Origin of the sequence: Haloferax sp. ATCC BAA-644, from assembly GCF_000336975.1 — an archaeon.
Classification (GTDB): Archaea; Halobacteriota; Halobacteria; order Halobacteriales; family Haloferacaceae; genus Haloferax; species Haloferax volcanii.
Genome location: NZ_AOLF01000035.1, coordinates 103,283 through 125,138, shown reverse-complemented (window position 1 = coordinate 125,138; position 21,856 = coordinate 103,283). Strand labels below are relative to the sequence as shown.

The window sequence follows — 21,856 nt, the reverse complement described above, 5'->3', positions numbered from 1 at the left end:
TCGTCGACGCGGGCCGGGAGGCGGATGCGTTCGTCGTACTCGCGGCGGTCACCGGCGGCGCTGATAGTCAGCGTCTCACCGTCGCACTTGAGGTCGATGGCGTCTTTGTCGACGCCCGGGAGGTCCGCGACGAGTCGGAGTGTAGAGCCCTCATCGTACACGTCGATGTGGGTCTCGGAGGCGAATCCGGCGTCGCCTCCGGTCATGTCGTTCATCATCCGTTCGATTTCGTCGAAGATGTTGTCGAACGGGTCGTCGCGGTCGTCTCTGACCATGAGGGCCGCTATGAAATCGGAGGATAAAACGTTTCTGCCTGTGACAGTCACCTGCCAGCGAATCGCCAGGATTCGGCCGCGAGCGACCGTCTACAACCTGACCACTCGCCCCCGAGCGGGCGTGTCAATCGCCGCCCGTGTCTGACCGGTTATGTTCGTTTCTGTCGAGATTGTGATTGTGAATGAAAGGTAACGTTCGATTCAGTCTGATTTACCGAAACAGATATACTCCTGCGCCCGAGATATCCATACGGATACTACTCGAACATGAGTGAAAAATCCTACCTCAGCGCGGGCGAGAACGTGGATGAATCGGACGTGGTGCGGGTGGCACTCAACGGCTTCGGCCGCATCGGCCGGAACATCTTCCGTGCCGTCCTCGACAACCCGAAGGTCGAACTGGTCGCCATCAACGACGTCATGGACTTCGACGACATGGCGTATCTCGCGAAGTACGACTCCGTCATGGGCCGACTCGACGGCGTCGAGCGAGACGGCGACTCGCTGTCCATCGGCGGCACCTCGGTGGGCCTCTACAACGTCCAGTCCCCCGCGGAGCTTCCGTGGGGCGAACTCGACGTGGACGTGGCGCTCGAATGTACGGGCATCTTCCGCACGAAGGAAGACGCCTCCGCACACCTCGAAGCAGGCGCGGAGAAGGTCGTCATCTCCGCGCCGCCGAAGGGCGACGAGCCGGTCAAGCAGATCGTCTACGGCGTCAACCACGACGAGTACGACGGCGAGGACATCGTCTCGAACGCCTCCTGTACGACCAACTCCGTCACGCCGGTCGCGAAGGTGCTCGACGAGGAGTTCGGCATCGAGAACGGTCTCCTGACGACCGTCCACGCCTACACGGGCAGCCAGAACCTCATCGACAGCCCCCACGCGAAACAGCGCCGCGGGCGCGCCGCCGCCGAGAACATCGTCCCGACGACGACCGGCGCGGCGCAGGCGGCCACCGAGATTCTGCCCCAGCTCGACGGCAAGCTCGACGGCATGGCGATTCGCGTCCCCGTGCCGAACGGCTCGCTCACCGAGCTCGTCGTCCGCCTCGAAGACAAGCCCTCCGTCGAGGAGATTAACGACGCCTTCCGCGCCGCGGCCGACTCCGGCCCGCTCGCGGGCGTCCTCGGCTACACCGACGACGAGGTCACCTCGCGTGACATCCTCGGTCTGCCGTTCTCCAGCACCGTCGACCTCAACACGACGAACCAGGTCAACGACGGCGGCCTCTACAAGATTCTGACGTGGTACGACAACGAGTACGGCTTCTCCAACCGGATGCTCGACGTCGCCCACTTCGTCACGCACCAGTAGACACCGCCGCCGCGAATCGCCCGTGATTTCAGCGCGAGCTACCCACCACTAAGTACTCCCTCCACGTTCTTCCACCCGATGTTCAAGACCCTCGATGACCTCGACCCGGAGCAGCGCGTACTCGTCCGACTCGACCTCAATTCGCCGGTCGAAGACGGCGAGGTCCAAGACAACCGACGGTTCGACCGCCACGCGGAGACCGTCCGCGAACTCGCCGAGGCCGGCCACCGCGTCGTCCTCATGGCCCATCAGGGCCGCCCCGGCGGCGACGACTTCGTCTCGCTCGAACAGCACGCGGACATCCTCGCCTCGCACATCGACCGCGACGTGGGGTTCGTCGCTGACACCTACGGCGACGACGCCATCGCCGCCATCGACGCGCTCGAAGCCGGCGACGTGCTCCTCCTCGAAAACACGCGGATGTGCGACGAGGAGCTTCCCGAGGAGGACCCCGAGGTCAAAGCCGACACCGAGTTCGTTCGGACGCTCGCCGAGCACGTCGACGCCTACGTCAACGACGCCTACTCGGCGGCCCACCGCTCGCACGCCTCGCTGGTCGGCTTCCCGCTCGTGCTCCCCGCCTACGCGGGCCGCGTGATGGAGACCGAGTACGAAGCGAACTCCTCCATCGCCACCCGCGAGTTCGACGGGCAGGTGACGATGGTCGTCGGCGGGACGAAAGCCACCGACGTCATCGACGTGATGAACAACCTCGGCGACAAGGTCGACCAGTTCCTCTTGGGCGGCATCGCCGGCGAACTGTTCCTCCGCGCCGCCGGCAACGACGTGGGCTTCGACCTCGAAGGGATGGAGTTCTTCGACGACCAGTGGGAGGAAAACCGCGAGACCATCGAGTCGCTTCTCGACGAGCGCGGCGACCAGATTAAACTCGCCGTCGACCTCGCCTACGAGGACGAGACCGACGACCGCGGCGAAATCGCGGTCGCCAATATCACCGAGAAGGACCGCGCCTACCTCGACGTGGGCTCGATGACGGTCGACGAGTACGACCCCATCATCCGCGACTCCGAGGCCGTCTTCGTGAAGGGCGCGCTCGGCCTGTTCGAAGACGAGCGCTTCGCGGTCGGTACGACCGGCGTCCTCCGCGCCATCGCCGAGACCGACTGCTTCTCCGTCGTCGGCGGCGGCGACACCTCCCGCGCCATCGAGATGTACGGCATGGACGAAGGCGACTTCGGCCACGTCTCCATCGCCGGCGGCGCGTACATCCGCGCGCTGACCGGCGCGCCGCTCGCCGGCGTCGAGGCGCTGAAGCAGAACTAAACGCGCGTAGCGTCACCCGTCTCTCTTCTCGGCGAACACGCCGGCCGCGCCATCGACGAGAATCGCGACGCCGCCCGCGAAGACCAACAGCGTGAGGAGTCCGCCGACGGCGTTGTCGTCGGGGAAATTCCCCGAGGCGCGAACCGCCAGCGTCCACCCGGCGCTGAACGCCGCGTAACCCGCCATCGCCGCGCCGATGACGACGTTCGTGCCGCCGCCGAGCGTCACGCTGAGCGCCGGCGACCCGACTTCCCCGGCGTCGTCGGCGGTCTCGGCGGAGCTTCCCGTCTCGCCCGCGTCGCCGTCGGAGTCGTCGCGTTCTGACACGTCCCGAACGGGGACCGCGCGGGACATAAGTGTCACCCAACGTTGATAGCCGACGCCGCCGAACCGACTCCCATGAAACTCGGCGTCGTCTCCGACACGCACGACAACCTCGACCACGTCGAAGCCGCGGTCTCGCACTTCGAATCGGAGGGCGTTGACGCGGTCGTCCACTGCGGCGACATCGTCGCGCCCTTCTCGGCCGCGCCGTTCGACGCGGACTTCGACTTCCACGCCGTCCGCGGCAACAACGACGGCGAGTGGGCGCTCCGCGAGGCGGTCGAGTCGTTCGGTACCTACCACGGCGACTTCGCGCACCTGACGCTCGACGGGCAGGAGATAGCGGTGTACCACGGCACGGAGGCCGGACTGGTCGACGGGCTCGTCGACTCGGGGACGTACGACTTCGTCCTGCGCGGCCACACCCACGAGCGGGTGGTCGAACACCGGGGGAAGACGACGCACATCAATCCCGGCGGCCTGCCGATTCCCGGCGCGGACGACGCGTTCCACGTCGCAATCGTGGACCTCGACACCGGGAACGTGGCGTCGCGGTCGCTCTGAGGGAGCGAAGCGAGTGGGTGGAAAAACCGCAGCCGCACCGAACCACACCGCACCGAACTGAACAGACGATTCGCCGTTAGTCGTCGGCGAACTCCGCGCGCGCCTGCTCAGAGAACCCAGAAGGGTCGCCGGAGATGCCGATGCCGAGCGTCCGGTCGGTGAGCGCCATGCTGTCCTGTTGGTCTTCGAGGTCGAACATCGCGCGGATGGCGTCGACGTTCTCCGGAATCACGTCGGACTGCTGGTGGATGGCCTGGAACAGGTAGAGGTCGCGGCCGTTGACGCCGATGGACTCGCCCCACACGCAGTTTTCCCACATGTCGCCGCGCGGGCGGCCCGCGTCGAGCGCGAAGTCCATGAGCTTGCCCGCGCCGTCGATGCCCATCCCCTCGGGGATGACGTAGACGCGGTTCTCGCCTTCGAGCAGTTGGCGGACGTGCGCGCCGGTCACGTCGTCTTCGAGCGTGACGTTGAGCGCGTGGACGTGCATCAGCGTCGCCGGGACCTTCAGCCCGAGCGTGTCGATTTCGAGGTCGGGGAAGATGGTCTTCACGTCGGGGCCGTGGTGCGAGGGAATCTCGATTGGGTTCGGCAGGATGTCGTTTATCGGCCCCCGGGAGTTCTGGCCGGGGTCGCCGCCGCGGCGGACGAGCGTCGCCCGAACCTTCTCGACGCCGTACTCGGCTTCGAGCGGCGCGATGATGCGCGAGAGGCCGGTCGTGTTACAGGAGACGACGCGGACGTAGTCGGCGTCGCGGGCGGCGTCGAAGTTGGCCCGCGCGTTGAAGCTCACGTCGGCCACGTCGGCGTCTTCGCCGCCCTGGAAGATGGCGGGCGTGTGGTGCGTCTCGTACAGTTCGCGGTTCTCCGCGCCGATGCCGGACGGCGTGCAGTCGACGATAACGTCGGCCTCGGCGACCAGTTCGTCAACCTCGCCGGCGAGGTCGACGCCGGCCTCGGAAAACAGCGGCGAGCGTTCCGGAATCGCGGCGTACATCGGGTAGCCGCGTTCGCCCGCGGTGTGCGCTTCGAAGTTGGGCTGGGTCTTGGCCACGCCGATGAGTTCCATGTCGGGCTGCGCGTGGACCGCGTCGGCGACGCGCTTTCCGATTGTGCCGTAGCCGTTGACACCCACTCGTATCATGGGAGACAAACGACCGGGCCCGACCATAGTTATTTCGATGGTTAATACCTAGAAATTAACTCTCGGGCGAGTGAGTCCCTCGATTACCTCCGAGGCGAGTGAAACCCCCGATTCGGGGCGACGGGACGGAAATCGAACGCGAGGGGGCAGATGGGAACGCCTAACAGCGCCGGCGGCGCAGGTGTCCACATGACCGAAGCCGACGCAGACCTCCGCGCCGCCAGCGAGACGGCGGTCCGTCAGTGTCTCGACCTCCAGTCCGACGAGTCGCTCGTCGTCGTCACCGACGACAAGCGCGAGCGCATCGGCGAGGCGCTCTACGAGGTCGCAAGCGAAGTGACCGACGACGCGACCATCATCCGCTACCCGCCGGGGGACCAACACGGCGAGGAGCCGCCCGCGCCGGTCGCCGCCGCGATGCGGTCCTGCGACGCCTTCCTCGCGCCGACGACGAAGAGCCTGAGCCACACCCGCGCCCGCGGCGACGCCTGCGACGCCGGCGCTCGCGGCGCGACCCTCCCCGGAATCACCGAGGAGGTGTTCGTCACCGGCCTCGACGCCGACTACGACGCCATCTACGACCACAGCGCGGCGATGCTCGACGCCGTCGGCGACGCCGACGAACTCCGCGTCACGACCGAGAAGGGCACGGACATCACGTTCGTCCGCGGGGACCGCGAGTGGCTCGCAGACACCGGCGCAATCGCGGCGTCCGGCTCGTTTTCGAACCTCCCCGCGGGCGAAATCTTCCTCAGCCCCGCGTCCGCGACGGGCACCTACGTCGTCGACGGGACGATGATGCCCCACGGCCGCCTCGACGAGGGCGAGGAACTCCGCTTCGAGGTCGAAGACGGCTACGTCACCGAGATTTCCGACGACGACATCCGCGAGCAGGTCGAGGCCGCGGCGGCGGAAGTCGGGCAGGACGCCTACAACCTCGCCGAAATCGGCATCGGTACCAACGTCGGCGTGACCGACCTCGTCGGCTCCGTCCTGCTCGACGAGAAGGCCGCCGGCACGGTCCACATCGCCATCGGCGACGACGCCGGCATCGGCGGCGACACCGACGCGCCGCTCCACCTCGACGGCATCATCCGCGAGCCGACGGTGTACGCCGACGGCGAGGCAGTCGACCTGCCGCGGCCCTAAACGGGTTCACGCCGCGACCGCGGCCGGTCGGTCGGCTCGCCCCGTTCGTTGAGCGAGCGTCCTGCCACCGACTCCCACGCCGAGACGGAGAAAGGCGGCTTTTTACGGCCTGATGGGCTAGCAACCCGTATGAGCCTACCCGACGCCGGCGAGCGCGTCCCCCTCTCCTGTCCGACGTGTTCGCCCGACGAACCCACCGTCCACGAGGTGCTGAAGCCCGGCGGTCACTCGACCGTCCGGTGTACCGAATGCAGCCACGTCCACAAGGAGAACGTCGAGATTCCCGACGAGACCGAGATGAACGTCGTCGTCTCGCAGGACGGCGACTCCGTCTCGACCGAGGTGCCCGTGCCGGTCGGCACGACCATCGAGATCGGCGACGAGTTCATCGTCGACACGCCCGAGGCGATTCAGCTCGTGCGCATCACGGGCATCGAAGTCGGCCCCGAACAGCGCGCCGACGAGGCCGAAGTCGCGGACGTGAAGACCGTTTGGACCCGCGTCGTCGACAACGTCGCGGTCAACGTCACCATCCACCCGAAGGACGGCAAGCGCGAGGACACCCGGAGCGTCACCGTCAACGTCCCCGGCGACTACGAGTTCGTCGTCGGCGAGACGGAGGCGTTCGGTGACGAAGAGGTCGAAATCGAAGGCCTCGTCGTCCGCTCGGACGCCCCCGAGTACCGCCACGGCAAGCTCGACCACCCCGGCGACATGGTGTACGCGAAGGACGCGAAGCGCGTCTACGCCCGCGACCAGACCTCGACCGCGTGGTCGGCCTGGTAAGGGAACTCCGACGCCGAAACGCCCCGCCCCGCCGACGCCGGACGATACCGCCCGCCCAACGCACGACCTTTTGTCTCCCGACCCGTCGGTGCGACCATGCCTACCCGCGACCGGTCGCAGTCGTCGGTCGAATCGCTCGCGCTCCTGTGGGCCGCCCGCGAGAGCGGCGTCATCGACGCGCTCACGACGAACGCCGGCACCGCCGAGGCCGTGGCCGACACCGCCGGTATCGACCCCCGAGCCGCCCGCATCTCGGTCGAGGCGCTGGCCGCGATGGGCTTCATCAAGCGCGTCGGCGACGAGTACGAGATAACCAACCGCGCGCTCAGCTTCCTCGCCAAGCGCGACGTGCGCTCCATCGGTCGCCTCCCGCACGCGCTGGACCGATTCTCGCTCTACGCCGACCTCCCGGAGACGATGGCGACCGGCGAGACCCCCGCGTTCCCGGACGACTGGCTCCGCAACCGACTCGGCGCGTACGACGCCACCGAGGAGTCGGTCGTCCGGGCCTGCGTGACCGCCGCGGTCCGCGCGGCTCCCGACGCGACGCGCGTCCTCGACCTCGGCGGCGCGTCGGGCGTCTTCGCCCGCGAGTTCGTCGCCCGCGGCCGCGACGTGACCCTCGTCGACGACGCGGAGACCGTCGAGGTCGTCCGCCCGCTCCTCTCACGCGCCGGCGTGGCCCTCGTCGCCGGCGACCCGACCGACCCGCCGGCGTCGGGGTTCGGCCTCGTCTTCGCCGGCGACGCCTTCGCCGGGCGCGACCCCGAGGAGGCGAGGGCCCTCGTCGCGGGCGCGTTCGACGCCCTCGAACCCGGCGGCGCGGCGGTGTTCGTCGAGAGCCTGTACGGCCGGTGTTCGACCGAGGCGACGGCCGAGCGAGCGGTGGACGCGCTCGCCACGGGCCGCGGCGACCTCCACGACGAGGCGACGGTTCGCTCGTGGGTCGAATCGGCCGGGTTCGACGGCTGTACGGTCCGAGACGTGCCGGGGACCGACCTCCAGGCGGTCGTTGGCGAGCGTGCGGTTGATTAGGACCGACCTCCGAGGTCGACTATGGACAACTCGGTGCTGCGCGACGACATGGTCGACGGCTTGGAGCACTCGCTGGAGTCGCTCCCGGAGGCCGTCTCCATCGCCATGCGCAGCGTCCCGCGACACGAGTTCGTCACCGACTCGCCGTATCAGAACCGCCCGACCGAGCACCGCGACACGAACACGACCATCCTCGCGCCGACGACGGTCGCGCGCCTGCTCGCCGCGCTCGACCCCCACCCGGACGACGAGGTGCTCGTCGTCGGCGCGGGCGTCGGCTACACCGCCGCGGTCCTCGCTGAAATCGTCGGCGACGCCCGCGTCCACGCGGTCGACATCACGCGCTCGCTCGTCTACGAGGCGCGCGAGAACCTCCAGCGCGCCGGCTACGGCGGCGTCCTCGTGGACTGCCGCGACGGCGCGGAGGGGCTTGCCGACTACGCACCCTTCGACCGCATCCTCGTCGAGGCCTCGGCGGTCCGCCCGCCCGCGCGACTCCTCGCACAGCTCGCTGACGGCGGCCGACTCGTCATGCCGAAGGGCGTCGGCGAGCAGACGCTCGTTGCCGTCGAGGACGGCGAAGTGGCCGAGTCGTTCGGCCCGCTGTCGTTCAAGCCGCTGCTCGTCGACGGCGAACAGACCGGAAGCATCGTCAGAAACCGGACGCGCCGCGAGGACCCCGAGTACGAGGGTCGCGGCTGGCACGCCGGCCACGGCTGGGAGCAGGACTGGATAGACTGGGGTGGCAGCGGGTAGTCGAGTCGGGCCGAGCTCCCGACGTATCGGCTGACGTGACAGTCACGCTTCTCCGGAGCCGAGAACCGACGGTGCACGATTTAGCCGCCGAACGCGTAGTTAGCACCGGTGAATCAACCATGGAGAAGAACGTCGGCGGCTACGACCGTATCGCGCGCGCCGTCCTCGGACCGGTACTCGTCGTCGTCGGGGCGGCGAGTCTCGCGGGCTTCCTGACCATCGCGGCCGGCACCCTCGGACTCGTCATCGCGGTCGCGGCGCTCCTCGTCGGAGCGGTCCTCGCGACCACGGCGGTCACCCAGAAGTGCCCGCTCAACGACCTGCTGGGCGTCAACACCTACGAGGGCGCGACGGCGACCGAGACCGAGACCGAATCCGCGGGGAAACCCCGCGCGCAGTAAGCTTTTCTTCGACTCGACACTCGGACCCGGCCGGACCGACGAGTGCGGCGAGACCGGGTGCTGAGTATCAATTCTGATATTTTGCGGGAAACAGCTTTTGCATCGCTCCAGAGACCAGCGGTAGCGATGACGCCACCACTCCCGACGCGGGAACAGCTCCCGGACGACCTGCTCGAACGGGCCAACTGGGTCGGGTGGCGAACGCAACTGTGCGACGGCGAGAAGACAGTTGTGCCCCGAAGCGCGACCGACGGCGGGCCCGCATCGGCAACTGACGACTCGACGTGGGCGACATTCGACGAGGCGCTCGCGTGTGCTCGGGAGGGGCGCGTCGACGGCGTGGGATTCGCGTTCACCGACGACGACCCGTTCGTCGGTATCGAGCTCGAAAACTGCCGCGACGCCGAGACCGGCGCGACCGACGAGTGGGCGCGGGCGCTCGTCGACCGACTCGACTCCTACACGGAAGTGACTCCCTCGGGAACGGGGTTCCGCGTTATCGTCCGCGGGACGCTCCCGTCAGGGTGCGCCCGAGCCGGCGGCCTCGAACTCTCGGACGCCACGCGGTTCCGTCCCGTGACCGGCGACTGCGCCGACGGCGCGCCCGCGGCGGTCGCGGAACGGAGCGACGCGCTCGCTGCGGTTCACGGTGCGTACTTCGAAACCGACCCGGAGCCGTCGCCGTCGGTCGCCCCCGTCGCCCCGGCCGCCTCAATCGACTCGGTCAACCCAGACGCTCCGAACTCGGACCGAGCGCCCGCCGACGCACGACTCGACGAGATAAGCGGCCCGGGCAACGACCTCACGGACGACGAGGTCGTCCGCCGCGCCTCGAACGCCGTCAACGGGGTGGCGTTCACCCGCCTGTGGCGGGGTGACGCGAGCGGCTACGACGACCGCGACGAGGCTGACGCGGCGCTGTGTTCGATGCTCGCGTTCTGGACGGCCGGCGACGCCCGACAGATGTGCCGCCTGTTTCGGGACTCCGGACTCTTTCGGCCGGCGTGGGACGAAGTCGTCCACGCCGACGGCTCGACCTACGGCGCGAAGACGGTCCGACGAGCGATTCGGGAGACCAGCGAGTTCTACGACCCGTCCAGCTGGTCGAGCGCGGTGCGACGGTCAGCGACGCGATCGGACGACGACCGACACCGACACCCGAACCGGAATCGGCACGACGACGACGCGGTGACCGACCCGGCGCGACGGCCGGGTTCACCCGGCGCGTCACCGGGCGACGGTCGCGGGGGGTTCGACCGCCTCGACGAACTCCGGGCGCGGCTCGACGAGGTCGTCGACGAGAACGAGCGACTCCGCGACGAACTCGGCGCGGAGCGCGAGCGGCGACGCGACCTCGAAGCCCGAGCGGGCGACCGCACCACGGGAGCCGAAGCGAGAGCCGGCGTCGAAAACGCGGGACGCGGCTGGTCGTTGGTCGGCTGGCTTCGGTCGTGGAGAGCGCTACGGTAGCTGTGTTCTGAGTCGGCTCACGATTTGAGACCGCTTCCGGTGAGCGGCACGACCACGTCGGCGTCGCGGTCGAGGACGCCCGAGAGCCGCAGTTCGCGGAGCGCCGCGGGCGCGACGGCGCAGGTCGGCTCCGTGTAGAAGCCGTGGCGGTGGAGCCGGTCGAGTTCGTCTTCGACCGCGTCGGCCGACAGAGCGATGGCGTCGCCGCCGGTGTCGTCGAGCGCCTCGTGAATCTCGGCCTCGCGGACGGGGTCGAGAATCTGGATACCGTCGGCCACGTCGTTGGTCTCGTCGGCCGTGTGGTGACGGGCGTCGGCGATGGGCGAGTAGCCGGCGGCCTGCGCGCCGTACAGTTCGGGCATCCGGTCGGTCCAGCCCGCCTCGTAGAGCGCGCGGAAGCCGCGGTACGCGCCGAGGAAGAGCGTCCCGTGGCCCAGCGGCGTGACGACCGCGTCGGGGACCGACCAGTCGCGCTGGGCGGCGATTTCGTAGGCGACGGTGGCCGTACCCGCGAAGAACGCGGGGTTCCACGCGTGGCTCGCGTACCACGCGTCGTCGGCCTCGACGGCCTCGACGCAGGCGTCGGTCACGGCCTGTCTGGAGCCCTCGATGCGGACCGGCTTCGCCCCGGCGCGCTCGATGGCGCGGACCTTCGAGGGCTTGACCGACGCGGGCACGTAGATTTCGGCGTCGATGCCGGCGCGGGCGGCGTAGGTCGCGACGGCGGCCCCCGCGTTGCCCGAGGAGTCCTCGACGACGCGCTCGACGCCGAGTTCGGACGCGAGCGAGAGCATCGTCGTCGCGCCGCGGTCCTTGAACGAGCCGGAGGGGAAGACGTACTCCAGTTTGAACGAGGCCTCCCACTCCGCGGCGTCGACGAGGGGCGTCATCCCCTCGCCGAGGCTGGCGCGCGGCTCCGTCGGGAGAAAGTCGTCGAACGCCCAGAGGCCGTCGCGGTAGTCGAGGTCGGCGGCGTCGGGGGTCGCTGCCGGCGGCGTCGGGTCGGCCGCGAAATCCAGCGGCTCGCCGCAGGCACAGCGCCAGCGCCAGGCGTCGTACGTCTCGCCGCAACTGTCGCACGCGAGTCGGAGCCGAGCGGGGAGGTCGGGTGGTGTCGTCATGGGAAGTGAGTGGGGTGAATCGGGTGGGGTGGTGCCGAGTCGAGTGAAGTGGTCGAATCGGGTGGAACGGAGTCGGTATCAGTACGTGTCGAGGTCGATGCCGACGGAACAGACGTACTCGCCGGAGGCGACCTGCGGGAGGCGGCGCGCCCGCCAGAAGATGCCGTCGTGGTCGGCGGTGACGCGGGCTTTGAGCGTGCCGAACACGTCGGTCACCTCGAACACCACGTCGCCGGCGGAGACGCGCTCACCGAGGTCGCGCTTGAACCGGACGAGGCCCCCGACCGGCGAGCCGTACTGGTCGAAGCCGCGGGCGCGGGTCTGGGCTTTCAGCTCCACGTCGCCGTCGAGGAAGTCGTAGCCGCGGAGGACGTTGTGAACGCCGCGAACGCCCTTCTCGATGCTTTCTTCGTCCCAACCGACGCAGCCGCCGAGTTCGGGGTCGATAGTCGGAATCCCGGCGTCGGGGCCGGCGCGGGCGAGTTGGCCGTCCGGACCCTTCTGGTCGAGGACGTAGCCGCAGCCGAACGTCTTGGCGAGTCGAAGACATTTCGCGTGCATCCGGTGGTGGCGACCACAGCGGACGCGGACCTCGTCTATCATCCGGCTCGTCGAGCCCTGATGGAGGTCGACGATGAGGTCGGCGTCGCGGGCGGCGGCGAACGTCGCGGCGGCGATTCGCTCCGAGGAGGTGCCGCGCTCGTCGCCGGGGTACGCCCGGTTCATCTTCGTGTCGTCTATCGGATTGCGGTGTTGTGCGACCTGAAACGCGTGGTAGTTGACGATGCCGACGACGAGAATCGCCCCGGAGATATCCGCGGGGTCGAGCTGCGGGACGACCCGCTGGACGACGCCGACGCCGTTGAGTTCGTCTCCGTCCGACGCCGCCTGCATGTAGAGCGTCTTGCCCGACGACGCGCCGTTGATGACGGCGACCGGCAGGCCGACGCTCCCGCCGTCGCGGGACTCACCGACTTCGAGGCGGCCCACGTCCATCTCCCCGGGGGCCGCGCTCGCCGTTCCCAAGGTAATCATACCGCCAACCTCGGACCCGCCTCCCTTTAGGGGTTCGGTCCGCTGAGGCCCCCGAGGAAAGCGTTGCCGCTATGGTCCCGCGGCCGCAACCGGCGACCGTGACAGACGACGTTCCCGAACGGCCGCCGACGGGGGGACTGGTGCAGGCGCTGGACGTGCCGCGAAACGCCGCTATCGGGGCGGCCGTCGGTCTCGCCTTGGCCGTCGTCGCCTACCTGTTTCGGGTGCTCGAACTGTTCGGCCCCTTCGCCGGCACCCGCGAGTACCCGATACTCGGGCCCGAGGGCTGGTTTCTGCTCCTCGCGTTCGTGCTGGCGTCCGCGACGGCGCTCCTCGTCGCGACGGTGCTGACGCTCGTTTCGGCGTATCGGCTGAGTAAGACGCTCTGAGTCGGCAGTTTCGGCAGTTCGGTTTCGGGATGGGTCAGGTCGGGGTCGGCCTACTCGTCGAACTCGCGCTCGTCGCCGACGAGTTCGCCCAGTCGCTCCGCGCCGGCTCTGGTCCCCTTCGCGATGATGAGGTCGCCGCCGTGGAGCCGCGTTTCCGACCCCGGCGAGACGACCCACTCGCGGCCGCCGGCCCGGCGAACCGCGATGACGCGCATCCCCGTCTCGGACTTGACGCGCCGGTCTCCGAGGGTCGCCTCCGCGAGGTCGCTTGTGGGGGCGACCCGCAGGCGGATGATGACCTCGTCGGACTCCTTGACCGCGGCGGCGACGACCGGGTGGGCGTCGATGCCGCGGAGGACGCCCTCCGCGATTTCGAGCGCGGCGTCGGAAATCATCTCCGTCGCGCCCGCGAGTTGGACGAGTCCGCGGAGCGACACGGGGTCTTCGACGCGACTCGCCGCGCGGAGCGTCCACGCCTCGAACCGGGACTTGAGCGCGTCCACCTCGGCTTCGAGTTCCTCGACCTCCTCGGCGACGCCCTCGCTGTCGAACAGCACCGCGCCGTAGGCGAGGTCGACGGCGAGTTCGCTCATGTCCTTCATCAGGACGATGGAGTCGACGGCGCGTTCGAGGTCCTCGATGGTCGGCTCGGGCACGTCCGGCGGGTCGTACCGGAGGCCGGTGGCGGCCTCGTGGACGGTGTGGAGGCCGTCGTCGCGGCCGCGGAGGAGGAGCACGTCGCCGGCGCGGAGCGTCGTCTCGTGGTCGGGGTTTGTCACCCACTCGCCGGCGCGGTGGATGGCGACGACGCGGACGCCCGTCTCGGTCTCCATGTTGATGTCACCGAGGTCCCGGCCCGCGTACGGCGACTCGTCGGTGAGCTCGCACCGAATCGTCGTCTCGACGGCCTCGGGGAGCGCCGCGCGGATGGCGTCCGGGAGGCCGATGTCCTCGATGACGACCTTGGCGATGTCGCCCGCGGCGTCCGAAATCTTCTCGGCCGCGCCGACGACCCCGAGGACGGGCGCGAGTTCCTCCGCGTCCTCGGGGCTGCGGGCGGCCATCATCAGGCTCATGCGCGCCTGCAGTTGGAGGATGTCCATCCGCTCTTCGAGGTCGAGGACCTCGGCCGCGAGGTCGTCGTTGGCGTGGAGGACGGCGGAGTACGAGAGGTCGATGAGTAACTCCGCGGTGTCTTTCATCTCGGCGAGGACGGCCTTGACGCTGACAGGCTCGTACTCGATGTCCTCCGGATTCATGCGCCCGCCTTCACGACGGGACGGCAAAAGGCTTGCCAGGAGTAATGGTGCCACCGTGGTTCGAGAGAACTACGCCGTCGGGGGATATGAGTTTGCAGGTCGTCCGAGCGGCGCGCGCGGCCCGCTCGGGAACTCCGTATAAGTGCCCCGAAAATAACGACAATTGTCGAACACTATTTTAGACACCGACTATCCGCGAAACCGACAGACGGGGCTGCCACTGTATGTGTATGGCGGTCGGTAACAGATGAGTGAAAACGATAACGCTTTTTTGATATGGTAGGCAACGTTCTGGGTATGTCAGGCGAACTGAAGCGGGGGCTGGAAGGTGTGCTGGTCGCCGAATCGAAACTCAGTTTCATCGACGGCGACGCGGGACAACTCGTTTACTGCGGGTACGATATCGAAGACCTCGCACGGGACGCAAGCTACGAGGAAGTGCTCTATCTCCTGTGGCACGGGGAGCTTCCGACGAGCGAGGAACTCGACGCGTTCAGCGACGAACTCGCGGCTCACCGCGGGCTCGACGACGGCGTGCTCGACGTGACACGCGAACTCGCTGAACAGGACGAGGCGCCGATGGCGGCGCTCCGAACGCTCGTCTCGTCGATGTCGGCGTACGACGAAAGCGCCGACTTCGAGGACGTGACCGACCGCGAGGTCAATCTCGAAAAGGCAAAGCGCATCACGGCGAAGATGCCGTCGGTGCTCGCGGCCTACGCTCGTTTCCGCCGCGGCGACGACTACGTCGAACCCGACGAGAGCCTGAATCACGCGGCGAACTTCCTCTACATGCTCAACGGCGAGGAGCCGAACGAGGTGCTCGCCGAGACGTTCGACATGGCGCTCGTGCTCCACGCCGACCACGGCCTGAACGCCTCGACGTTCTCCGCGATGGTCACCTCGTCGACGCTCTCGGACCTGTACAGTGCGGTCACGTCGGCCATCGGGACGCTCTCGGGGTCGCTCCACGGCGGCGCGAACGCGAACGTCATGCGGATGCTGAAGGACGTCGACGACAGCGACATGGACCCGACCGAGTGGGTCAAAGACGCCCTCGACCGCGGCGAGCGCGTCGCCGGATTCGGCCACCGCGTCTACAACGTCAAGGACCCCCGCGCGAAGATTCTCGGCGCGAAGTCCGAGGCGCTCGGCGAGGCCGCCGGCGACATGAAGTGGTACGAGATGTCGGTCGCCATCGAGGAGTACATCGGCGAGGAGAAGGGCCTCGCGCCGAACGTGGACTTCTACTCCGCGTCGACGTACTACCAGATGGGCATCCCCATCGACCTCTACCCCCCCATCTTCGCCGTCTCGCGCGTCGGCGGCTGGATTGCGCACGTCCTCGAACAGTACGAGGACAACCGCCTCATCCGCCCCCGCGCCCGCTACACCGGCGAGAAAGACCTCGACTTCACGCCGGTCGACGAGCGATAGGCGACGAACCGCACGCGACTTTTTCCCGACTCGACGCCCCGGAGCGACGCGTCGTCGCCTTCACTCTCTGCCTCCCGGTCCCGCGTTCGCCTTCCGCCGCACGCGCCGCCCTCAGTCGTCTTCGCCCGCGTCGTCAACGCCGACGCTCCCGCGTTCGACCATGAGCGAGTCGGCGTGGCTCGCCCAGTCGGCGTGGTAGAACGCCACGAGCGCGAACAGTCCCATCCACGTAAAGGACAGGACGATGCCGATTCGCGCGCCGAGCGGGCCGTATCCGAACCCCTCGACGAGCAGGTACGACAGGCCGACGAAGAAGCCGAACACCCCGGTCAGCCGGGCGACGAAGGGAATCCGCGTCGCGCCCGCACCCTGCAACGACCCGGAGAGGCCGACGAACAGCGCCAGCCCCGGCGCGGCGAGACCGTAGGCGACGGCGAACTTCGCGGCCCAGTCGAGGTCCGCGCCGCCGCCGGAGCCGACGAGGCCGACGATGGGTTCGGTGAACGCCGCGAGCAGGAGCCCGATGCCGCCGACCGTGACGACCGAAAGCAGCGCCACCGCGCCGCCCTGATACCGCGCGGTCTCGCTGTCGCCCGCGCCGAGCGCCTGCCCGACGAGGACGCTGGCGGCGACGTTGTAGCCGCGCGCCAGCGGGCTTGCGACCTGCTGGTACACCCGGCGGCCGATTTGGAAGCCGGCGTTGACGGCGTCACCGAAGCCGAGGAGCAGGGCGTTGAACGGGAACTCCGCGAGTTCGGCGGCGATGCCCTCACCGACCCGCGGGGTGGCGATACGGACGAGTTGGCCGGCGACCGTTCGGTCGCGGGGGCGGACCAGCGAGGTCGGTGACGCGGGGCGGGCGAGCGCGACCAGAAGCAGTCCCGCCGAGAGGACGTTTGCGGTGGAGGTCGCGAGTCCGACACCCAGCACGCCGAGCGCCGGCAGGCCGACGAGGCCGAAGCCGAGACCGACCGACAGCCCGATGTTGACGACGTTGGCGAAGACGTTGACCAGCATCGGCGTCCGGGTGTCGCCGACGCCTTGCAGCGACCGCGAGCCGACGAGCGAGACCAACCGCGCGGGCGAGGTGGCGAAGATGACCGCGAGATACGTCGTGCCCAAGGCGACGGCCCGGTCGCTCGCGGGGAACGCGGCGATGGCGACCTCGCCGAGCGTGAAGCCAAAAATTAGGAACGGGATTCCCGCGAGGAACGCGAGGAGGAGCGCCGTCGAGATAGCCTCACTGCGGTTGGCGTCCGCGCCGCTTCCCGTGTCCTGACTGGAGAGCGCGATTGCGCCGCCGCCGAGGCCGAGGCCGATGCGAAGCGGGAACCGGGCGTAGAGGTCGGCGAGGCCGATAGCGACGACCGCGGCAGGAGAGAGCGCAGCGGTGACGGCCACGTCGACGGTCCGCATCGCCGTCTGGGCGGTCTGCTCGGCCATCACCGGCCACGCGAGCGAGAAGATGCGCTTCCAGACCCGGCGGAGGCGACCGAGGTTCATGCCGAGGCCACGGACCTCGCGCAGTTGACGGTATCGGAAGCGGCGGTCCCGTCGGGCACGCTCGATGCGACGCGCGAATGACGAGTGTCATACGCGAGCGAGGGGTCGCCGCTGTCGTGCGTTTTCACTTTCACTCCGGGTGGGGGACGTTTATATGCACGGGGACCAGAAAGACAGTTGCACGTCACACGCGTGCATTCCCCCTTTCCCCTTTCACCGACCGGCGAGCGACGGCGACGGCACGCGTTGCCCGGACCGAGGCCGGGTTCTCAACCGACGACCGTGAGGGTTGACATCACGCCCCTGATTCCGATACATCCCGAACGATTAAACACAGACACGGGTGATTTCCGACCATGCTCACGCTTGATGACGTACGCGCCGCCCGCGAGCGCGTCGAAGCGGTCGCCCGATGGACACCGCTGGAGTACTCTCACACCTTCTCGGAGATGACGGGTGCCGAGGTGTACCTGAAACTCGAAAACTCCCAGCGCACGGGGTCGTTCAAGATTCGCGGCGCGACGAACCGGATCACGACGCTCTCCGACGAGGAGAAAGCCGCCGGCGTCGTGACCGCGAGCGCCGGCAACCACGCGCAGGGCGTCGCGCTCGCGGCGTCGCGAGCGGGCGTGAACTCGAAAATCGTCATGCCGGAGTACGCGCCGATTTCCAAGGTGAAAGCGACCGAGCGCTACGGCGGCGACGTGGTGCTCTACGGCAACGACTACGACGAGGCGCAGACCAAGGCCCACGAAATCGAGGCGGAGGAGGGCCGGACCTACGTCCACGCCTTCGACGACGAGTACGTCATGGCCGGACAGGGGACCATCGGCCTCGAAATCGCGGAGGACTGCCCCGACCTCGACACCGTGGTCGTCCCCATCGGCGGCGGCGGCCTCATCTCCGGCATCTCGACGGCCATCAAAGCACAGTTCCCCGACGCCCGGGTCATCGGCGTGCAGGCGGAACAGGCCTCCAGCGCCGCGGACTCGCTGAACAAGGGGTCGATTCAGACCATCGACGAGGTGGACACCATCGCCGACGGCATCGCCGTCCGCAGAATCGGTGACAAGCCCTTCGAGGTCATCCGCGAGCGCGTGGACGAGGTCGTCACCGTCTCCGACGAGGAAATCGCCGTGGCGCTGACCTACCTGCTCGAGCGTTCGAAGACGCTGGTCGAGGGCGCGGGGGCCGTCGCGCTCGCGGCGCTCGTCTTCCAGAAGTTCGACTACGAGGAGGGCGAGGTCGTCGTCCCCGCGCTGTGCGGCGGCAACATCGACATGAACACGCTGACGACAGTGGTGATGCGCGGCCTCGTCGAGACGGGTCGATACCTCAAGATTCGGACCGAACTGAAGGACCGCCCCGGCTCGCTCGAACAGCTCATCGAAATCATCGCCGCGGAGAAGGCGAACATCTACGCCGTCAGGCACGACCGCACCTCCCGGAAAATCGCGCTGAACGCGACGGAAGTCGAAATCGACCTCGAAATGCGCGGGCCCGACCACGTCGAGTCGCTCCTCGGGGAGCTCCGCGACGCGGGCTACGACGTGGCAGTCCTCGACTGACCGCGTCGCCGGCAGCGGCCGGGGCCCGGTTCGAAACCGGCGCTCAGACGAGGCCAGTAGCCCCGATGAACACGAGGAGCGCGCCGATGCCCCGGTAGAGCCAGACGGGCGCGGCGGACTCCCCGGACTCCTCCGAGGGCGAGCGGCGGAGGAACTCGAACCCGAACGCGTGGACTCGCGCGGGGAACGCGAGGTACGCGACGCCGAGAACCGCGGTTCCGACGTGGACAGCCTGCCACAGGAGGGTCATGCGCTACATCCGAACGGTTCCGGCGTATGCTTGTCGGTCGAGGCGGGCGGGGCGGTTGAGGCGGCGCGTCGGCGCGTTGGCGGCCGGAATCCGCCCGAGACGGGCGCGTTGCGAGCGTGTGGGCGCGTTTCTGGCCCGCCGGGCTCCGGCGAGCGTCCGACTTTTAACCCGGACGATTATGTCGAATTCGGGCGGGAGACACCGTCTACGATGATTTTCACTTCGTGGGAAGCATGCAGGGATTGACCCTCCCCCAATACGAAGGCGTTTAAGAGGGAAGCCCCGTCCCCCGCTCCCCGGTTCGCCCCGTCGTCAGCGACCCCGCACCCCAACCATGCTCGACCCAGTCATCGCCAGTCGGCTGCAGTTCGCGCTCACGACCATCGTCCACATCATCTTCCCCGTGATGAGCATGGGCCTCGCGCCCTTCCTCATCTACTTCACGTGGAAGGACATCCGCACCGACGACCCGGTGTACGAGCAGCTCAGGCGGTTCTGGACGAAGATTTTCGCCGTCTCGTTCGTCGTCGGCACCGTGACGGGCATCGTCCTCGAATTCGAGTTCGGGACGAACTTCGCGGCGTTCTCGACGGCGGCCGGCGAACTGTTCGGCGGCCCGCTGGCCACCGAGGGGATGATGGCGTTCATGCTCGAAGCGACGTTCCTCGGGGTGTTCGTCTTCGGCCGCGAGAAGGTCTCCGACGCGCTCTACATGGTGTCGGCCGTCGCCGTCGGCCTCGGGACGTGGCTCTCGGCGGTGTGGATTCTCGTCGCCAACTCGTGGATGCAGACGCCGCGGGGGTACGAACTCGCGCGCGAGAGCGGCCAGCTCGTCGTCTCGCTCGTCGACCCAATCGCGGCGTACGCCAACCCGCGGTTCCCGTGGATGTTCGTCCACATGCAGAACGCCGCGGTGCTGTCGGTCGCGCTGTTCATGGCCGGCGTCGCGGCGTACCACGTCTGGCAGCGCGGCATCACCGCCGACGACGACCGCGAGGGCGCGCGCTTCTGGCGGAAGACGCTCAAAATCGCGCTCGTCGTTCTGCTCGTGACCGCGCCGTTTCAGGCGATTCACGGCGACGCCTACGGTCGGCACGTCTACGAGACGCAGCCGCAGAAGTTCGCCGCCATGGAGGCCGTCTGGGAGACCGACAGCTACGTCCCCGAGTACATCTTCGCCATCCCGACGAGCCTCGACGGCATCACCGACCCGCGGGCGAAAGAACTGTTCGGCATCGGCATCCCCGGCGGGGCCTCGTGGCTGGCCAGCGGCGGCGACCCGCAGGCCGAAATCACCGGCCTGAACGAGTTCGACACGGAGGCCCCGCCGGTCGCAATCGTCTTCTGGTCGTTCCGACTCATGGTCGCCGCGGGGTTCTGGTTCATCCTCTTGGCGTTCTGGGCGGGCTACCGCTGGTGGGCCGACGAGTTGTACGAGGACGACCTGTTGCACAAGGCGTTCGTCGGGTCGTCGCTGCTGGGCATCTTCGCCGTCGAGGTCGGCTGGATAGTCACCGAGGTGGGCCGACAGCCGTGGGTCATCCAAGGCGTCCTCCGGACGAGCGAGGGCGTCTCGCCGGGGCTCACGAGCTTCGAGGCGACGCTCACGCTCGTCGGCTTCGCCGTCGTGTACACCGGCCTGCTCGCGCTCTACACCTACGTGATTCGCCGCATCATCCGCGAGGGACCGCCGAGCGTCGACGAGACTGAGGCGGGTTCGGAGGCCGCCTCGCCCGCGGGGGTGACCGGCGATGACTGACTACGGCGCGTTCGCCACCGACCCGCTTTTCGGCCTGCCGCTACAGGAGCTGTGGTTCGGACTCGTGTTTTTCATCCTCGGGATGTTCCTGTTCCTCGACGGCTTCGACTTCGGCGTCGGGGCGCTGTTTGCGACCCGCGACGACGACGAGGAACGCGAGACGCTACTGGCCGCCATCGGTCCCTTCTGGGACGGCAACGAGGTGTGGCTCGTCGTCTTCGGCGGCGCGCTGTTCGCCGCGTTCCCGGCGGTGTACGCGAATCTCTTTAGCCGCCACTACCTGCTCATGTTCGCCATCCTCGGGGCGCTCATCCTCCGCGGACTCGCCCCCGAGATGTACGAACAGCGCCACGACGAGGCGTGGCAGACGTGGTGGGGGCGGGCGTTCGTCGTCGGCAGCGTGAGCGCGCCCTTCTTCCTCGGCGTGTTCGCCGCCCACTGGCTCCTCGGCGTCGAGTCGCTCCTGTCGCTGCCCGGCGTCGTCGTCGGCCTCGCGGTCGTCGCGCTCACCGTCGTCGCCGGCGTCGGCTTCCTCGCCATGAAGACCCGCGGGAGCCTCCAGCGCGACGTGGCCGACTACGGTCCGCGGGCGATGGCCGCCTACCTCGCGCTCGTCGTCGTCACGCTCGGCTACCTCGTCGCCGTCCGCCCCGACCTCGGCGTTCTCGCGCCGATTCCGCTGGCGCTCGTCGTCGCCAGCCTCGCCGCCGCCGCGGGCTACCTGCTCGCGCTCCGCGAGGGGCGCTACACGCTCGCGTTCGGGGCCGTGCCGGTGCTCGTGTTCGCGTTCGTCGCGCTCGTGGCGACGCTCATGTTCCCGCTTGCCGACCCCGCGACCGGGCTGACCGTCGCGGACGCCATCATCTCCGTGCTCCCGCTGAACATCATGAGCGTCGCGTCGGCGCTGCTCCTGCCGCTCGTGTTCACCTACTTCGGCATCCTCTACTCGACGTTCAGCGGGCCCATCGAGACCGGTGAATCGTACTCCTGACCGACCGCAATCGACCTTTCCCCCACAACCAATCCA

General features: G+C 68.4%; 22 protein-coding genes. 14 read left to right on the top strand and 8 right to left on the bottom strand.

The window, feature by feature from the left end; all coding sequences use genetic code 11:
- Nucleotides 1–275: Hsp20/alpha crystallin family protein (locus C458_RS15720; protein WP_008577166.1), on the bottom strand; the 275-nt coding region annotated here is incomplete at its 3' end.
- A 267-nt stretch (nucleotides 276–542) separates the two neighbouring features.
- Between C458_RS15720 and gap the strand changes: the two genes are divergently transcribed.
- Nucleotides 543–1,595, top strand: a complete 1,053-nt coding sequence (gap, locus tag C458_RS15715; RefSeq protein ID WP_008577164.1) for a type I glyceraldehyde-3-phosphate dehydrogenase — start codon at nucleotides 543–545, stop codon at nucleotides 1,593–1,595.
- A gap of 78 nt (nucleotides 1,596–1,673) precedes the next feature.
- Complete coding sequence (locus C458_RS15710) at nucleotides 1,674–2,879, top strand: phosphoglycerate kinase (protein WP_008577163.1); 1,206 nt, start codon at nucleotides 1,674–1,676, stop codon at nucleotides 2,877–2,879.
- A gap of 12 nt (nucleotides 2,880–2,891) precedes the next feature.
- On the opposite strand, the gene C458_RS15705 is transcribed toward C458_RS15710, so the two are convergent.
- Nucleotides 2,892–3,206 (bottom strand): hypothetical protein, encoded by a 315-nt coding sequence (locus C458_RS15705; RefSeq protein WP_239638781.1) that lies wholly within the window; start codon nucleotides 3,204–3,206, stop codon nucleotides 2,892–2,894.
- A gap of 72 nt (nucleotides 3,207–3,278) precedes the next feature.
- Here C458_RS15705 and C458_RS15700 point away from each other — a divergent pair, with 72 nt between their 5' ends.
- Entirely contained in the window at nucleotides 3,279–3,767 is a 489-nt protein-coding gene (locus C458_RS15700; RefSeq protein ID WP_008577161.1) for a metallophosphoesterase, read from the top strand.
- A gap of 76 nt (nucleotides 3,768–3,843) precedes the next feature.
- On the opposite strand, the gene C458_RS15695 is transcribed toward C458_RS15700, so the two are convergent.
- Complete coding sequence (locus tag C458_RS15695; protein WP_049896154.1) at nucleotides 3,844–4,911, bottom strand: type II glyceraldehyde-3-phosphate dehydrogenase; 1,068 nt, start codon at nucleotides 4,909–4,911, stop codon at nucleotides 3,844–3,846.
- A gap of 189 nt (nucleotides 4,912–5,100) precedes the next feature.
- Between C458_RS15695 and C458_RS15690 the strand changes: the two genes are divergently transcribed.
- From C458_RS15690 to C458_RS15665, 6 genes are all read left to right on the top strand, one after another.
- The gene (locus C458_RS15690) at nucleotides 5,101–6,060 is read left to right on the top strand and encodes an aminopeptidase (protein ID WP_008577160.1); all 960 of its coding nucleotides are present in this window, start codon (nucleotides 5,101–5,103) and stop codon (nucleotides 6,058–6,060) included.
- A 129-nt stretch (nucleotides 6,061–6,189) separates the two neighbouring features.
- The gene (locus tag C458_RS15685; RefSeq protein ID WP_008577159.1) at nucleotides 6,190–6,846 is read left to right on the top strand and encodes an HVO_0476 family zinc finger protein; all 657 of its coding nucleotides are present in this window, start codon (nucleotides 6,190–6,192) and stop codon (nucleotides 6,844–6,846) included.
- 96 nt (nucleotides 6,847–6,942) lie between these two features.
- On the top strand, nucleotides 6,943–7,881 hold the full coding sequence (locus C458_RS15680; protein ID WP_008577157.1) for a bifunctional 2-polyprenyl-6-hydroxyphenol methylase/3-demethylubiquinol 3-O-methyltransferase UbiG: 939 nt from the start codon (nucleotides 6,943–6,945) through the stop codon (nucleotides 7,879–7,881).
- A 21-nt stretch (nucleotides 7,882–7,902) separates the two neighbouring features.
- Nucleotides 7,903–8,637, top strand: a complete 735-nt coding sequence (locus C458_RS15675) for a protein-L-isoaspartate O-methyltransferase (protein ID WP_008577155.1) — start codon at nucleotides 7,903–7,905, stop codon at nucleotides 8,635–8,637.
- A gap of 119 nt (nucleotides 8,638–8,756) precedes the next feature.
- Entirely contained in the window at nucleotides 8,757–9,038 is a 282-nt protein-coding gene (locus tag C458_RS15670) for a DUF2892 domain-containing protein (protein WP_008577154.1), read from the top strand.
- Nucleotides 9,039–9,164: 126 nt separating this feature from the next.
- Nucleotides 9,165–10,508 (top strand): phage protein, encoded by a 1,344-nt coding sequence (locus tag C458_RS15665; protein ID WP_008577152.1) that lies wholly within the window; start codon nucleotides 9,165–9,167, stop codon nucleotides 10,506–10,508.
- A gap of 17 nt (nucleotides 10,509–10,525) precedes the next feature.
- Here C458_RS15665 and C458_RS15660 read toward each other — a convergent pair whose 3' ends face one another.
- Complete coding sequence (locus C458_RS15660; protein ID WP_008577151.1) at nucleotides 10,526–11,629, bottom strand: pyridoxal-phosphate dependent enzyme; 1,104 nt, start codon at nucleotides 11,627–11,629, stop codon at nucleotides 10,526–10,528.
- Between the two features lie 78 nt (nucleotides 11,630–11,707).
- Entirely contained in the window at nucleotides 11,708–12,664 is a 957-nt protein-coding gene (locus C458_RS15655) for a succinylglutamate desuccinylase/aspartoacylase family protein (RefSeq protein ID WP_008577149.1), read from the bottom strand.
- Nucleotides 12,665–12,735: 71 nt separating this feature from the next.
- On the opposite strand from C458_RS15655, the gene C458_RS15650 reads away from it, so the two are divergent.
- A complete protein-coding gene (locus tag C458_RS15650; protein ID WP_008577146.1) occupies nucleotides 12,736–13,053 on the top strand; it encodes a hypothetical protein in 318 nt (105 codons plus the stop codon).
- Between the two features lie 50 nt (nucleotides 13,054–13,103).
- On the opposite strand, the gene C458_RS15645 is transcribed toward C458_RS15650, so the two are convergent.
- On the bottom strand, nucleotides 13,104–14,312 hold the full coding sequence (locus tag C458_RS15645) for a potassium channel family protein (RefSeq protein ID WP_008577144.1): 1,209 nt from the start codon (nucleotides 14,310–14,312) through the stop codon (nucleotides 13,104–13,106).
- Nucleotides 14,313–14,609: 297 nt separating this feature from the next.
- Between C458_RS15645 and citZ the strand changes: the two genes are divergently transcribed.
- Complete coding sequence (gene citZ / locus C458_RS15640; protein ID WP_008577143.1) at nucleotides 14,610–15,749, top strand: citrate synthase; 1,140 nt, start codon at nucleotides 14,610–14,612, stop codon at nucleotides 15,747–15,749.
- Nucleotides 15,750–15,860: 111 nt separating this feature from the next.
- On the opposite strand, the gene C458_RS15635 is transcribed toward citZ, so the two are convergent.
- Complete coding sequence (locus C458_RS15635) at nucleotides 15,861–17,252, bottom strand: MATE family efflux transporter (RefSeq protein ID WP_008577141.1); 1,392 nt, start codon at nucleotides 17,250–17,252, stop codon at nucleotides 15,861–15,863.
- A gap of 356 nt (nucleotides 17,253–17,608) precedes the next feature.
- Between C458_RS15635 and ilvA the strand changes: the two genes are divergently transcribed.
- A complete protein-coding gene (gene ilvA, locus C458_RS15630; RefSeq protein ID WP_008577139.1) occupies nucleotides 17,609–18,820 on the top strand; it encodes a threonine ammonia-lyase in 1,212 nt (403 codons plus the stop codon).
- Between the two features lie 43 nt (nucleotides 18,821–18,863).
- Here the strand turns inward: ilvA and C458_RS15625 are convergent, their stop codons facing one another.
- A complete protein-coding gene (locus tag C458_RS15625) occupies nucleotides 18,864–19,070 on the bottom strand; it encodes a hypothetical protein (protein WP_008577137.1) in 207 nt (68 codons plus the stop codon).
- A 334-nt stretch (nucleotides 19,071–19,404) separates the two neighbouring features.
- On the opposite strand from C458_RS15625, the gene C458_RS15620 reads away from it, so the two are divergent.
- Together C458_RS15620 and C458_RS15615 are read left to right on the top strand one after the other, a co-directional pair.
- Nucleotides 19,405–20,829, top strand: coding sequence for a cytochrome ubiquinol oxidase subunit I (locus tag C458_RS15620; protein ID WP_008577136.1), 1,425 nt, complete (start codon nucleotides 19,405–19,407; stop codon nucleotides 20,827–20,829).
- Nucleotides 20,822–21,820, top strand: a complete 999-nt coding sequence (locus tag C458_RS15615; RefSeq protein ID WP_008577135.1) for a cytochrome d ubiquinol oxidase subunit II — start codon at nucleotides 20,822–20,824, stop codon at nucleotides 21,818–21,820. Before C458_RS15620 ends, C458_RS15615 begins: the two co-directional genes overlap by 8 nt.
- Nucleotides 21,821–21,856: the final 36 nt, after the last annotated feature.